The 14,329-nt window shown below is 45.1% G+C and carries 14 protein-coding genes and 4 tRNA genes; 10 read left to right on the forward strand and 8 right to left on the reverse strand.

Annotated elements, in window-relative coordinates:
* Positions 1–12: 12 nt before the first annotated feature.
* The 3 genes from GACE_RS06675 to GACE_RS06685 are packed head-to-tail and all read right to left on the reverse strand — an operon-like array spanning position 13 to position 2,018.
* Positions 13–699: an ATPase domain-containing protein gene (locus GACE_RS06675; RefSeq protein WP_048092187.1), complete on the reverse strand. Its 687-nt coding sequence runs from the start codon at positions 697–699 to the stop codon at positions 13–15.
* Positions 699–1,442: a hypothetical protein gene (locus tag GACE_RS06680; RefSeq protein ID WP_048092188.1), complete on the reverse strand. Its 744-nt coding sequence runs from the start codon at positions 1,440–1,442 to the stop codon at positions 699–701. The genes GACE_RS06675 and GACE_RS06680 overlap by 1 nt, the downstream gene beginning before the upstream one ends.
* On the reverse strand, positions 1,443–2,018 hold the full coding sequence (locus GACE_RS06685) for a DUF7504 family protein (protein ID WP_148305944.1): 576 nt from the start codon (positions 2,016–2,018) through the stop codon (positions 1,443–1,445).
* A 202-nt stretch (positions 2,019–2,220) separates the two neighbouring features.
* On the opposite strand from GACE_RS06685, the gene GACE_RS06690 reads away from it, so the two are divergent.
* From GACE_RS06690 to GACE_RS06700, 3 genes are all read left to right on the forward strand, one after another.
* Positions 2,221–2,294, forward strand: a tRNA-Pro gene (locus GACE_RS06690).
* Between the two features lie 192 nt (positions 2,295–2,486).
* Positions 2,487–3,425 carry a DUF7490 domain-containing protein gene (locus tag GACE_RS06695; protein ID WP_048092193.1) on the forward strand — a complete coding sequence of 313 codons (939 nt, stop codon included), beginning with the start codon at positions 2,487–2,489 and terminating at the stop codon, positions 3,423–3,425.
* Positions 3,395–3,598: a hypothetical protein gene (locus tag GACE_RS06700; protein WP_048092194.1), complete on the forward strand. Its 204-nt coding sequence runs from the start codon at positions 3,395–3,397 to the stop codon at positions 3,596–3,598. Before GACE_RS06695 ends, GACE_RS06700 begins: the two co-directional genes overlap by 31 nt.
* Here GACE_RS06700 and GACE_RS06705 read toward each other — a convergent pair whose 3' ends face one another.
* Positions 3,599–4,879: a TrpB-like pyridoxal phosphate-dependent enzyme gene (locus tag GACE_RS06705; protein WP_048092195.1), complete on the reverse strand. Its 1,281-nt coding sequence runs from the start codon at positions 4,877–4,879 to the stop codon at positions 3,599–3,601. It abuts the gene before it with no gap.
* Between the two features lie 168 nt (positions 4,880–5,047).
* Here GACE_RS06705 and thiC point away from each other — a divergent pair, with 168 nt between their 5' ends.
* Positions 5,048–6,328: a phosphomethylpyrimidine synthase gene (gene thiC / locus GACE_RS06710; RefSeq protein ID WP_048092196.1), complete on the forward strand. Its 1,281-nt coding sequence runs from the start codon at positions 5,048–5,050 to the stop codon at positions 6,326–6,328.
* Positions 6,329–6,369: 41 nt separating this feature from the next.
* Positions 6,370–6,454 (forward strand) — tRNA-Leu (locus GACE_RS06715).
* A gap of 418 nt (positions 6,455–6,872) precedes the next feature.
* Here GACE_RS06715 and GACE_RS06720 read toward each other — a convergent pair.
* From GACE_RS06720 to GACE_RS06730, 3 genes are all read right to left on the reverse strand, one after another.
* Positions 6,873–6,947, reverse strand: a tRNA-Arg gene (locus GACE_RS06720).
* A gap of 168 nt (positions 6,948–7,115) precedes the next feature.
* Positions 7,116–8,474: an adenylosuccinate lyase gene (gene purB, locus GACE_RS06725; RefSeq protein WP_048092197.1), complete on the reverse strand. Its 1,359-nt coding sequence runs from the start codon at positions 8,472–8,474 to the stop codon at positions 7,116–7,118.
* A gap of 40 nt (positions 8,475–8,514) precedes the next feature.
* Complete coding sequence (locus GACE_RS06730) at positions 8,515–8,694, reverse strand: hypothetical protein (RefSeq protein ID WP_048092198.1); 180 nt, start codon at positions 8,692–8,694, stop codon at positions 8,515–8,517.
* A gap of 76 nt (positions 8,695–8,770) precedes the next feature.
* Here GACE_RS06730 and GACE_RS06735 point away from each other — a divergent pair.
* Positions 8,771–8,843 (forward strand) — tRNA-Val (locus GACE_RS06735).
* A gap of 782 nt (positions 8,844–9,625) precedes the next feature.
* On the opposite strand, the gene GACE_RS11230 is transcribed toward GACE_RS06735, so the two are convergent.
* Positions 9,626–10,348: an ArsR/SmtB family transcription factor gene (locus GACE_RS11230; RefSeq protein ID WP_148305987.1), complete on the reverse strand. Its 723-nt coding sequence runs from the start codon at positions 10,346–10,348 to the stop codon at positions 9,626–9,628.
* A gap of 90 nt (positions 10,349–10,438) precedes the next feature.
* Here GACE_RS11230 and GACE_RS06745 point away from each other — a divergent pair, with 90 nt between their 5' ends.
* From GACE_RS06745 to GACE_RS06760, 4 genes are read left to right on the forward strand one after another with little or no spacing between them, the layout of a single operon-like run.
* The gene (locus GACE_RS06745; RefSeq protein WP_048092200.1) at positions 10,439–10,630 is read left to right on the forward strand and encodes a ribbon-helix-helix domain-containing protein; all 192 of its coding nucleotides are present in this window, start codon (positions 10,439–10,441) and stop codon (positions 10,628–10,630) included.
* Positions 10,631–10,651: 21 nt separating this feature from the next.
* Positions 10,652–13,627 (forward strand): DNA-primase RepB domain-containing protein, encoded by a 2,976-nt coding sequence (locus GACE_RS06750; protein ID WP_048092202.1) that lies wholly within the window; start codon positions 10,652–10,654, stop codon positions 13,625–13,627.
* On the forward strand, positions 13,624–13,818 hold the full coding sequence (locus tag GACE_RS06755) for a hypothetical protein (RefSeq protein ID WP_048092204.1): 195 nt from the start codon (positions 13,624–13,626) through the stop codon (positions 13,816–13,818). Before GACE_RS06750 ends, GACE_RS06755 begins: the two co-directional genes overlap by 4 nt.
* On the forward strand, positions 13,815–14,243 hold the full coding sequence (locus GACE_RS06760) for a hypothetical protein (protein ID WP_048092206.1): 429 nt from the start codon (positions 13,815–13,817) through the stop codon (positions 14,241–14,243). Before GACE_RS06755 ends, GACE_RS06760 begins: the two co-directional genes overlap by 4 nt.
* Positions 14,244–14,329: the final 86 nt, after the last annotated feature.

The following is a 14,329-nucleotide window of genomic DNA, read 5'->3' on the forward strand; positions in this document are numbered from 1 at the left end:
TCCCACAGCCCTTCAGATCAATTCTGATTCAAGGAATACCTCGATCCCCGATGAAGATATGGCATACGGCCTTGGAATGCGCATGTGTGCCCTTCTCCTCATCTTCAGAACCTCGATTGCAAGTGTGGCCTCTTCAAGCTCGTTTTCCCTGTATATTCTCATAGAGATCATTCCGTCAGAGACATATTCGAGGATGCCAAACTTTGACCTGAGGGGGTTATCCTTATCGCACTCAGAAGTGACCACTGCAGTGGCGTTTATCGATTTCAGAAGGCCTCTTAGTTTTGAGAGGAAGGAGTACCTTCCTGCATCATCAAAGAGTGTTTCCAGAACTGTTATGGAGTCCACGAGTATCCTTGCTGGCATTATCTTTTCGAACATGTGTCTGAGTTCATTTTCAAAACTTTCAAATCTCTTCTTGACCTCAAGAGGGTCGAGTTTTATAACCTGTATGCTTCCACCGCCCGATGAAAAGTCCATGCCATAGTTTTCTGCTGTGGCCAGAATGCTCTCCTCATCCTCGTCGAAACTTATGATCAGACAGCTATCACCCTCTGAGAAGCCCTCATTTATAAAATGCAACCCCAGGGTCGTCTTACCTGTCCCAAAAAATCCGATTACCGAAACAAAATAGCCTTCGGGGATTCCTCCTCCAAGCATGGCATCCAGTCCCCGTATTCCCGTGGAAAGCAACCTCATCACAGCACCCTCTCATACTGCGTGACCATGAAGCCCGCCGCAGGATCAAACCTTATCTTCATGCGGGTGATATTTTCTCTCTCGAGATGAGGCAAAAGACCGGAAAGCTTTCTGAAATACAGCCACCTTTCCATGCTTCCCTGCTTACCCCACTCAAAAAACATTATTCCATCAGAGATGCTGAGGAAAAGGTTCTGATACTGCTCTGAAATGACTCCCTTCGTCATCAAAATCACCACCAGAACGCTCTTTCTCAGGGCGATTTTTCTCAGGCCGTGTATCATGGCAAGAATATCTCCAACATCATACTTCCCAGGAATTCTGAGAAGGTCCGTAAGTGAATTCAGAACAAGCACAGTATTTTCCTCAATCGCATCAACCTGATTTGCCAGTTCGCTCAAGAGATCTCCTTCCCCCTTCAAATCCTCCAGATCCGGTTCTTTACCAAGCACCCACCTTACTGGTATGCATGTACCCTTGAAGTAGAACCTGTCAAGACTCACGATCTGGAGCTTTTTCGCAATTCTGTTGAAGCTCTCATCCGAAAAGTTCATCTGAAGCTCTTTTAAAATCTCCTCCCCGGATTCAGATATCGAGATTATCTTGAGATTCTTGTCGGTGTTTTTCATCAGTAAGTAATATGCAAATTCCTTCCCCCCTGCTCCCGGTTCCTCGATTACATAATTAAGCCCCTCATTCAGTCCGCCAAATCTATCAATTATCTCTATGCCAGTTCTGAACAATTACCTCACCTCTATCAGCGAATCACACAGAAGAGAGAGCTGGGAGAGATGCTGGGGATCGATCTCATTCTCCAGAACAGTAATGACACAGAACGTTCCGTGGATTCTTGTCTTCCCGGTAAGCTGCCTCAGAAACTTAACCAGCGATTCCTGAGACTTGTACAAAGTAAATGTCGAAAGGGAATCTATGTACACGAACTTAAAATCCGAATTCAGCTCTCTGAGAAGTCTGTCAACCGTCACTATAACCTGAACAGGGTTTGGGGATTCCAGAAAAACATACCTCGGGTCTTCCAGCTCGTGGCCTCCAAACTGCCTTGTATTGCAATCAACATACCTGATATTCTCAGTGAAAATCCCGGCTTTCCTGAGCTGTTTATCCAGAGAGGCACAGGGTTTATTGAGAGCAATATATATTCCCTCTCCTGCCGCCGTTAAGAGCCTCATGACCTCGTTTAAAGCTTTGAAGTATAGAGACGGCGCTACATTCAGCAGAACAACTTCTTTTTCAGACTTGATATTGCTGAAAAGCTTATTTCCGAGGGCTTTGACAGAGTTCACGGACAGCTCAGACATACCCTCAACCCCATGCTGAGAGGTAGCGGGCACGATTGCCCTGCATGACCCTCACATTTGACTTGTTACCAGCGGTATTTGCTCCGTGTCGTGTTATAGCATGAACCATCGCTAAAAAATTTATACTGTAGTATTTAAAATAATCGGCAAAAATACACCAAACGTAGATTATATAAACCCAGTTCAGCTTGAACTTCAGCAGGGGGCCGTAGGGTAGCCTGGTTATCCTTCCATCTTGGGGGGGTGGAGACCCGAGTTCAAGTCTCGGCGGCCCCATCCTTCCAACAACTTTTTCACTGGGTTATATTCAAGCGATAGGAATTCCATAAGCATCTTCTGGCGAAAAAATTTCATTTTTGCTGAATTTCGGCAAAATAATTTCTCAGAGCAACCGGAAATTTTGCAATATCAGATAATTTTACTGAATCTGAAAAAGTTTATATAATTCCAGATACTACTATTTTCAATATGAAAACACTTCATTTCACAATTGCTGTGACCCTCCTTGCCATCATTTCAGCAATCATAGCTGCCCTCCCGATGGAAGACGAAAAATCATCATACGCATACATAACAGACGTAGAAACCAGGGCAGGGAACATCAACTCAACCCATGCAGAACTGATTTTTTCCGTAAAAATGACAAAATCAAAGGACATTGAGGGGCTGTATTTAAGAATAAAGTTCTTTGACGCCTCAACCAACCTACTCCTCAATGAATTTTCCAGAAAAATACCCGAAAAAACAGAAGAGTATCATTCAGAGAACCTGACATGCACCATCGCAAAGAATCACGACTACAGGGTAAAAATCAGCCTTGAAAAGGATGGACGAATCTATTCGACCCGTGAAATCAGCATATTCGGGCTGTCCACAATACCACCGGACGACGAAAAACTGGAGATTGTGATAAAGGGTGCTGACTTCACGGTTACCGGGAAGTCAGATGACAGAGTGAACATAACAGCGACATATTACATTGAAAGCATTGAGACCTACGAAAAGGTCAGATTCAGGATCAAGGCAGTGCAGCTCGAATCAAACCTCCTTGCAGATGAGTTCTGGGCCGAGAGAAAAGTGGAATCCGGGAAGACCAACCTCATCAAATTCAACCTCACATTACCTGACAAATACAACTACAGGATTGTTCTCGAAGTGTGGAGCAAAAATTACGTCACGGGGAAAAGAGAAAACGTTGTGAAGCTCAATCCTGAAACTTTCAAGGAGGGAAGTTCGAAAGAAGATACATTCAGGGTGGAGGATTTCATTAGGGAGCAGGAACTGAGAAGACCTGTTCCAACCCCCCCACCATACATGCCCAGAGCGGCTCCGGGTTTTGAGCTGGTAACCGCGATTGTATCGGGAGGTGCAGTCCTATGGCTGAGGAAAAGGATTATGGGAGACTGATTCAAATAATTGCAGGAATACTTGCATTTGTCGGCATAGTGGGGCTTTACTTCAACATCAATTCGGCAATCGGTATGTTCTTTGACTACAGAAAGGCAACACTTATCAGAATAATTCTGGATGTGGGTCTGATCATAACCGCAGTATTTCTGCTGGGAAAAATAAGGAGGTGATCATGCAAGTTTGCCCTCCATGAAGTCCTGGTAAGCCTTCAAATCAAAGTGTCCATGACCGCTGAGATTGAACACTATTGTTTTTTCCTCGCCGGTTTTCTTTGCCTTCAACGCCTCATCTATTACGACCTTAATTGCATGTGTTGACTCTGGTGCAGGAGGAACACCCTCGGTCTCTGCAAAAATCTTTCCGGCCCTGAACGTGTCCACCTGGGGGACTGCCCTTGCATCCACAATTCCGGACTTCACGAGCAGGCTGAGAGTTGGAGCGTCCCCGTGATACCTCAGCCCTCCGGCGTGTATCGGTGGCGGGATGAAATCTTTTCCGAGAGTGTACATCTTGAGCAGAGGTGTGAAGCCTGCAATATCTCCGAAGTCGTATCTGTATTCACCCTTGGTCAGTGTGGGACATGATTCCGGTTCAACTGCTATGAACTCCATGCCACCGTCCTTTATGAAGGGAAACACGAGACCCGCAAAGTTGCTCCCTCCTCCCACACAGCCCACCATTATGTCCGGGCTTTCTTCAGCAATCTCAAGCTGCTTTTTCACCTCGAGACCTATGATGGTCTGGTGGAGCATAACGTGGTTGAGGACGCTTCCCAGACTGTAATTCGTGCCATCATCCTTCACCGCATCCTCCACAGCCTCGCTAATTGCTATCCCGAGACTTCCGGGGCTGTCTGGGTCGTTTTCAAGAATCTTCCTGCCGCTATCCGTCAGATTTGATGGACTCGGTATGACCTCTGCGTTCCATAACTCCATCAAAACCCTGCGGTACGGTTTCTGGTAATAGCTCGCCTTCACCATGTAAACTCTGCATCCCATATCAAACAGGTTTGCTGCGAATGCGAGAGCTGAACCCCACTGCCCTGCACCCGTCTCTGTGGTCAGTCGCTCCACACCCTCTTTCGCATTGTAATATGCCTGAGCAACGGCCGTATTTGGTTTGTGGCTGCCAGGAGGTGAGACACCCTCATACTTGTAATAGATCCTCGCAGGGGTTTTCAGATACCTTTCAAGCCTTGTCGCCCTGATCAGAGGAGTGGGTCTCCACAACCTGTAGATTTCGAGGATCGCTTCAGGTATTTTTATGTACCTTTCATCACTCATTTCCTGCCGTATCAGTTCCTTTGGAAATATTGCCCCGAGCTTTTCCGGTTTAACCGGCTCATTCGTCTCAGGATCGAGCGGTGGAGGTAACGGCTCCGGCAGATCCGGAAGAATGTTGTACCAGCGATCGGGCATTTCATTTTCATCCAGGTGTATTTTTCTGTCCATACCTCAACTTTCAAATCCAAGTATATAAGCTTTTGCCCATATTATGAGAATATTCCCAAAATAAAGGAACAAAAATTGGTGTAGGAGAAGTACCTCAAATTTTACCGGAAATGGAACTGGCGGTAAAACACACAATGTTTTTATTACTGACTTATCAAATCAAATTTCATGGAAACACTCATGGAAATGGCCAGAAGAGGAGAATATCCTGAATGGTTAAAAGATGTGGAAAAACACGAGGGCATAACGCTTGAAAAAATAATAAAGCTGATCTCTGAAGGCAAAATCGTAATTCCAAAAAACATTCTCAAAAATGACGATACTTTCAGGCCGAGAGCGATAGGAAAATACATGTCCACGAAGATAAATGCAAACATCGGCACATCCGCAGATTATGTCAATCTTGAAGAAGAAATAGAAAAGGCAATCATCGCTCAGAAATTTGGAGCGGATGCAATAATGGATCTCAGCAGTGGGGGCGATCTCGACCATATAAGAAAAAAGATAATGGATGTCGTTGAGGTTCCTTTCGGTACCGTGCCAGTGTATCAGCTTGCAAGAGAGAAAAACATTCTCGATGCCGACGAAGACGATTTTTTCGGGGTCGTTGAAAAACATGCAAAAGATGGCGTGGATTTCATGACAATTCACGCTGGAGTGAACTGGGTATCCATCGAGAGGCTGGAAAAAAGCAACAGGCTGCTCGGAGTTGTGAGCCGGGGCGGTTCTCTGACCATTGCCTGGATGAAACAGAACGATTCCGAGAACCCATATTACAAAAACTTCGACTACCTTCTCGAGCTGCTCAAAGAATATGACGTTACCATAAGTCTTGGAGATGCGTTCAGACCAGGATGCATCCACGATGCAGGCGACAGAGTGAAATTCACCGAGTTTATAATCCTCGGAGAGCTTGTCGAGGTTTGCAGGCAAAGCGGTGTTCAGGCAATGGTCGAAGGCCCCGGACATGTTCCAATGGACCAGATTGAGACCAGCGTCAAGGCCATGAAATACGCCACGAGAGATGCCCCACTCTACCTGCTCGGCCCGCTTGTGACGGATGCTGCTGCAGGTTATGACCACATCGCCGCTGCAATCGGTGCGGGAATAGCAGGCATGCATGGGGCAGATTTTATATGCTACGTCACACCCGCCGAGCATCTCGGGCTGCCCACAATAGAAGACGTGAAAGAAGGGGTTATTGCGGCAAAAATCGCAGCCCATGCAATTGATCTCGTGAAGGAAGGTCAGAAAGAGAGAGCAATGAAGAGAGACTACGAAATGAGCGTGGCAAGAAGGGATTTCGACTGGGAAAAACAATTCATGCTCTCACCGGACCCCGAAAAAGCAATGGAAATCCACACGAGAGTCAAGCCATCGAGCGAAACGTGCAGCATGTGCGGCGATTTGTGCGCTATAAAGACAGTTAAGGAAGCTCTGAAAAAATAACCATAAATTAAATAAACACAATTTTTAAAAAGCCTTTTTGAGCGGGGGTTGCCGAGCCAGGCCAAAGGCGGTGGACTCAAGATCCACTCCCGGAGGGGTTCGTGGGTTCAAATCCCACCCCCCGCATCTGCGAATCTAAAAAGAGACCAAAGACTTCATAAAAAGCACAGCCAATACAGTTGCTGTAACAATATCTCGGCACAAGCACTGACCACAGGAATATAAAGGGCAGGTAATAGCCAAGAGCCAGATAAAGATCAATGAATGGGTCTGAACGGAGAAGGACCCCTGACTTCTGCCCAACCACAGACACATTTCCGGCAGAGGTTATTTAAAACCTAATCAAGACATTGAGACCAAGTGCATGAAAATTTCCGAACACCATTCTATTTTACACCATTTAAGAGCTCCACGAACGCCTATCACCGGGGCTCCGTGAGAACAGCAGAAATAATCTCCATCTGTCTTTTCTCCTGACATTTTTCCGCCCCTCTCAGAATGCCAGAAAAATGAATTCAGAAAGTAGTTAGGAATAAATAATGAGCGGACCCGCCGGGATTTGAACCCGGGATCTACGGCTTAGAAGGCCGTCGCTCTATCCATGCTGAGCCACGGGCCCTCCTGCATTAACCCACTTTATCGATTTATAAAACTATTGGCAAAACCAAGATAGAGTCAGGATTAATTCTGGATGTATGAATACAACCTCTCAGGCCCAGGTTGATTCAGGAAAATTGAAGCGATAGCTGAAGAAATAAATAAAAAACTAACTGCACCAGTTTACAGATCAGCCGAGATATTTTCCTGCTACTTCTCTGGCCTTCTCGACCACACGAGCGATCTTTGAAAGAGAAGTCCCAAGATAATTCTCAGGTTTCAGCAGTTCCTCAATCTCTTCCTCTGTCAGATAAATTCTCAATTCCTCATCCTCAATCAAAAGCTCCATAAGGCTTTTACCTGTCTGATACGCTTTCATCGAGTTCCTTCTCAGTAATTCATGAGCAACCTGTCTTGATACGCCTTTTTTCGTCAGGGCAATCATCACTGCCTCACTCTGGTTTATTCCCCTCCATCTTTCAAGATTATCTCTCGCCCTCTGTTCATCGATCTGAAGATTTCTCAGCAACCTTATCGTTTTCGTGAGGATGTGATCCACCAGAATCGTTGCCTCCACAAGAATTATTCTCTCAGCAGAAGAATTGGAAAGGTCTCTCTCTTCCCACAGCAGGGCAGACTGGTGCTGTGGTTCAACAAACCCCCTCACAATTCTGGCAAGCCCACATATCTGTTCGCTGTCAATGGGATTTCTTTTGTGTGGCATCGTGGAGCTTCCAACCTGCTTTTCGGTATCAAAGCTTTCAAAAACCTCCTGAGTTTCGCTTCTCTGCCACAGTCTGATGTTAAGGGCAATTTTTTCGAGAGTTGTTGAGAGATTTGCAAGCCACTCCACATACTCGCAGTAAATGTCTCTCGGAATAATCTGAGCGGAGATTTCCGCGGGAGTAAGATTCAGATAACCCATGACTCTTTCCTCAATCTCAATTCCGTCATCCCCAAAGGCCGCCTGAGTGCCCACTGCTCCGCTCAGCTGACCAACGAGAAGTCTCTTCTTCAGTTCTTCCATCCTCTCAAGATGTCTTATCAATTCAGAAGTCCAGATGGCGAACCTGAATCCATAGGTCACGGGAAGTGCCGGCTGTCCGTGTGTTCTGCCAAGACAGATAGTTTTTTTATGCTCTTCGGCCTTACCGGCCAGAATGCTGATCAGCCTGGCGAGCCTAACCTCGAAAATCTTTATGCTGTCCCTCAACTGGGTTGCAACAGCAGTATCTATGATGTCGTTGGATGTCGCACCGAAGTGAATCCACCTGCTTGCATTGCCTGCAACTTCCGATACAGCCCTGACCAGACTCATAACATCATGCTTTATCTCTGCCTCAATCTCCTTAACCCGCTCTGGAGATACCTCACGGGAGTTTCTTTTCGCCACTTCATAATCCTGATGGCTGAGAAAGCCCTTATCAGCAAGTGCTTTCAGAAGCGCAAGCTCAACCCAGATCATCCTTCGTATGCGGCTCTCCTCGCTCCAGATTCTTTTCATTTCCGGTGTTCCATACCGGTAGTCAATGGGATGAACAATGTGCATGGTTGAACCTGAAGGTCAGGAGGATATAAATATTTGGAATTCAGAATAGCAGACGGTTGTCAAAGTCTTTTACGGCATCCTTAACGCAGTAGAATTCTCTGCCTATTTTTTTCAGATATTTACACTTTTTTCCGGTGTATCCTGAGATGCAGAGCTGGCAGTCTTCAGGATAAACCTTCTTTATACCGATACCCAGTTTCTCAATTCTTGAGCCTAACATGAGCCATCACCATAAATTAATAGTGCTTTCCATCATAAAATTCTTATTCCCAAGCTCATTCACACACCTTGCTGATGGGTCCGTGGTCTAGTGGTTATGACGCTGCCCTTACGAGGCAGTGATCGCCGGTTCGAATCCGGCCGGACCCACTGTAATTTCCTGCCAGAGGATGATTTACCCACCTTAGAAACTCCAGAAGACGGTCCTCAAGAAACTGGGACAGGTTAGGGATGTATTCCCTTGAAGCTTCCAGGACATCCTTCCGAACAGTCAGGCTGACACGAACCTTCCCAAGGTTTGGACGAGGCATAATGAAATAACATACGCATAAAATGATAAAGTTAGCGGGAGCTGTAATAAAATAAAAAATAAGAGTTTAGAGTAAAAAAGAGTTTATTATTATATTCCCCAGTGAGGGTGTTCTCTTACTCTTTTACTCTTCTCTTCTAATTGGACATATTGGACACATTGGACACGGGACATGACACCCTTCAACTTGGACACGTTGGACACATTGGACACAGGGTTCGACACACCTTAACCTCACAAAATTATATGTTTGTTTACTGTGTCCAATATGTCCAAGTGAAATCTGAGGAATCTGACAGGAGTTTCAACCGAGAACAGAATGAAAAGTATTGGACATGGGACTATACTCCTCCTTCAACTGGGGTTATCTCTTAAACTCCCAACTCATCCCTTAGATTGTCTTCTCATCATGACTGTTTTTGGACATATTGGACATCCACAGGAAATGGTGGTGTTAGCATGTGGCATAGTATGTTGTTATTGAAAACATTAGAACTTTTGACTAACGCCCCCGACCTTTTCAAGCTTTATATTTGCAATAAATTCCAAATGTACTATGGAGATTGACGTCAAGAAAGATAAGATCAATCAGATACTATTCATCGGAAGACAAGATAAGATTTCAATCAAGAAGCTGAGATAGTTGCTCCTTGTACTTCTCTTTCCTGATCTCTGAAAATTTCAGAAACTCCTCCTTCACGTTCTCTGGGATTACATCAAGGATTTTCTCACCTGTAATTAAAAGCAAGGCATATAATTTTGAAAGGGTGTCCTTTAGTTCATCATCAATTTTGATCTGCTCTGTTCCAGTGTGGATCACCCTATAATGCTGAAGCTGCACTGTTGGAAGCCACTCAAACACGATTTTCCACCCTTTATCAGTGAGTACTAACCTGTTGTCCTCAAATTTAACCCAACCAGCTGAAACCATATTTAGCACTAAATCAGATAGTCTCTCATCGACATCAATATCTAAAGCAATGAAGTTCAATAACAAATCTAGGGCTCGATAAAGTTCGTGATTAATTTTTTCTTCTTCAAATTCTTTGTCATAATTTTCAGATTCCAAAATCGTTATGAGTTTGTTGAGTTCCTCTTTCCTTATTCTGCCAAGTTCTTTCAATTTTTCGAAGTTTAGCGTATAGATTTTCTTTCTTCTGTCTTCTCTGTCGATTTTTTCTTCGATTAACCCTATTTTTAGGAGATCTTTTAGATGTTTTGCCAAAACAGGATCAGAAAGTTTTGTTTTCATTTTCAACTCCGCCCATGTTTTCTCCCCACTCGCTAAAAGTTGTAAGATTTTCCTCTTGCTATCACTCAGTACTTTTAACCCTGTATATTTCATACCAACCACTAAGTAACTAAGTGTTACCGAAACATTTAAATTTTTTGAGTTCTTTACTTAGTATGTACTAAGTGATTGAGGTGATAATTAGTGGTGGGAACGCTAAGGGATTACGGGATGATCCAGCTTAACATAACTGTATATCCAGAACACGCTAAAATCATTGATAAAATTCTGAAAAAGCAGTATTCAAAACCTATTGCCCACAAATCTGCTTCTGAAATTGTAAGACGGGCAATTGAGCATTATGCAGAGTTTCTCGGGGTAAGATTAGATGCTTAAAAATTAGAAAGGGAGGGGCACATGCTGGTCGGAACTTCAGAAAATGGAGGGTCCAAGGGATATTTAAACGGTGGGGTTCGAGGTTTCCTGGATTTCATAGTCTCACCAAGCAGAAACAGACTCCTCGAAATTCGACTAATCGAGAAGGGAAAAGCCAGATCCCACTTCTTCTCCTCAACTGGTGAAGCTCTCTCATTCCTCTCCTCCCGCAGCTTCAACGGTTCAAACGTTTATTACGGCGTTCTCCCTAGGAAAGATAGGGCTGGGAACAAGGAGGCTGTGGTTGATAAAGCTGATGTCTGCTGGGTGGATCTGGATGTTCTAAGCCTTGAGGAGTGTAAAGATCTGGACCCAGAGGAGATCTGGAGAAGGTGTTTTGACGTTCACTATCGGGCCTGCGAAAAACTCTCAGGGCATGGCATAACTCCCACTTTTGCGGTCTTCACAGGTCATGGTGTTCAGATCCTGTTCAAGCTGAGCCGTGAGGTTCCGAAGGAGGAGATTGAGAAGCTGAATTCCATCCTCATCTCTTTCCTGAGCGAATTCAGGGCTGACAACAAGGCCAAAGACTGTGCAAGGGTGTTAAGACTTCCCGGTTTCTACAACTTCAAGGATCCGGAGAAGCCCATCAAGGCCGAGATCATAGAGTTCAGCCCAACATCCAGCGTTGATCCAGAGCTCATCCTCTCCCTGCCGGTCGAAAGGCCCTTTGAATCCTCCCACACTGGGGAAAACTCACCCTCTCCCACTCTTCCTCCCACCTCTCAAAAAGTAATCTGGAAGAGGCTGGACAGAGAAACCAAGGAGAAGATAATCACCCAGATCTCTGAAGTTTACAGGAAGGGCCACAGGCAGAGCCTGGTCTTCCACCTGTCAGGTTATCTGGCCAAGTCTGAGATACATCCCTCTGACTGTGCTGAAGTTGTCCACAGAATCGTTCTCTCAAAGTCTGATGAGGAAGCTGAGGAGAGGTTTGAGGCTGTAGCCTGGAGTTATGGAAGGGTTTCAGCTGATGAGGATGTAATTAATTCGATTTACGAGTTTGCCAGACTGCACAAAATTGAGAGGGAGAAGATATCCAGCTGGGTTAAGTCTGCAAGTAAAGGAGATTCGGGGAAGCTTAGGGGGAGTTACAACCAGCTGAGGGATGAGATCAGGGAGATTCTTAAGGAGGATGGAAAGAATGAGGATGAGGCCTCAACCATAGCCATTGATTTCGTTTCAAGACTTGAGGATCTTGTTGGCCAGCCTGTTGAGAAATCGGTTATTGGAGTTCCCGTTAAGATCAGTAAATCTGGAAAAGGGTTCAGGGTTTCATTTGTCAACAATCCGGATAAGGGGATTGCTAAGGTAAAATACCCACTGGACGGCTGGGAGGTTCTTGAATACGACTACATAACTTCGTTCTGCATTGAGAGGGTTAAGGTTCTGGCCGATCCTTCAACTGGAGACAGGGAATATATCATTACGATAAGGTATCCTGGTAAAGGGATCGAGAGAACTTCCCCACCTCTGAAAGTTGAGGAATTAATTGAATGGTTCAAGGAGCAGGAAGGAATAAGGAAACTCCAGATTTTGAGGGATGCTGTCAGCTCATTACTGGATGCTTTTGAAACAAGGGGAAGGGCTGAGATTAAGCATACCTCTTTAGCCACTGGGTTTGTCGAGGTTGATGGAAGGCTGGAATTCTTCAATTACGAAAGCTCACCTGTCAGAATTCCTGAGCCTTCAAAGGAAGGACTGAGAAGAGCTTTAACAATCCTTGATGAGCTGGCCAGGAAATACAATCATGCGGATGGTTTTGTTGCAGGAGTTCTTTTCGGAATTATCCAGCCTCTTGGATACGTTAAGAGACAGAACCACGTCAGGAGTTTTCATTTAATGCTCACAGGAGAGCCCAAGACTGGGAAGAGCACAATTGGAGATATAATTCTCGCAATGTGGGGATGTCCGAAGAAAAAGCCGTTCTATGTTTCCGGACAATCAATTAAATCTGTTGCGAGACTGGGTTCTTTTCTGGATTCAACCTCTCTTGTTATCTCAATCAACGAGGTGAGAGACTCCATCACCATTCCTGAAGTTTCTGACATGCTGAAGAATGCAAGATCAGAGCTAACGATTAGAGACAGGTATGAGGGAAAGAACAGGATAAGAACGTTCCACTCCAGGGCCTCAGTTTTCATGACCACCAATTACCTGCCAATGCTGAAGGATAAGGGCCTGATTGAGTCTTTCATGATCTTCGAGTTCACAGTTAAGCAGAAGCCGGGCAAGGAGGAGAGGGATGAGTTTGCCAGATGGTTCTCTGAGATTGAAAAGGATCTGGCATATATCGGTGCATGGCTGGTAAAATTCTACACTGAGAACTGGGAGAAAGTCAAGCCCCACATAATGAAAGAGGACTTTATCGAGCCGGGAAGGAAGGTTTTAAGGTATCTGTATGCTGAGGCCGGGCTTGAGGTTCCTGAGTGGGTGGATAAGCCGTTAACTCCTGCAGAGATTGAGGAGGAGATTGATGAGCTGGATCTTATTGTTTCAACGATTAAGAAAGACATTCTGCAGGCTGTCAAGGATGTCGGTGTTTCTCTGCATGCTGAGGGAATGGAGAGCTGGGCTGGAAGGATTGAGGAGCTGAAAAGACTGGATGCTCTGCCTGAATATTTAAAAGCTAAAAAAGACTTGTCCAAGATTTACATTAAACCTGAAATTGTCGAATCTGTCCGGAGAAGAACCGGATACGAGATTGCAGGAGGATTAAGAAATATTGCCGATAAATACGGTTTCAAATACGATAAAACACCTGACGGAAGAGGTAGGGCTATAGTCCTCTATTATGACGAATTTCTAAGACTTCTCGGAGAATCGGATGAATCGGAGAAAGAAGCGGACTCTTCTGGGGTAGTCAATGAGGTGGAGTTTGACATGACTGAATTGATGGATGATGACTGGAAACATGAGCTTTTGATGGAAGAACTTGAGAGAGGTGGGAATGAATGAAGTATAAAACCATCAGAATAACCAGTTTCCTTGAAGCTGACAGAATAATGGGAGTTGACGGGAGAATTTACAGGGTCGGTTATGGAATGATAGTCACTCTTCCAGAGCTGAATGCTGATGTTTTCCTGAAAAGGGGAGTAGCTGAGCCTGCTGACGAGGCGGATCTGTTTCTGGAGGAGGCGATACTGTGAGGTGTCCCCACTGCGGAAACTATATTGAAAATACGATTTGGGAGGCCCTGAAGCCGTACAGAGGAGTAACTGACAGGGTAGTTATCACCAACATAGACACGATCCTTGATGTCGGGCCAAGAATCAGGGCAATTTTCGAGGAGAAGAACGGAAAGCTGAAGATCAGAGGTTATCAGGCCGTTACTCTCAAAAAGGTTGCCAGGGCTTTAAGAGTCCCCCTTTACTACATCGAGAGAATTGATGATAGAGTCAGACTTTTCGAGTTCGACAGGTATCAGAGAGTGAATTCTGGAGAGTTCTTGAGAGCTGATCATCTAATTCCAGTCTTTTCCGGGAGTGTTGAGGAATTTGGAGACTGGATTTATAGGAAATACATCCTTCATACTCCTCCCTCATCAAAGGGGAGGAAGAAGTGGTGGAGGTGAGGAGAGGTATGGACGTGCAGTCGAGATGTAGGAATGTATGGGGTCGTAGAGTATCGGGATTTTGTAACACGTTGGAGGGCACACTG

This window comes from Geoglobus acetivorans (assembly GCF_000789255.1).
Taxonomy (GTDB): domain Archaea; phylum Halobacteriota; class Archaeoglobi; order Archaeoglobales; family Archaeoglobaceae; genus Geoglobus; species Geoglobus acetivorans_B.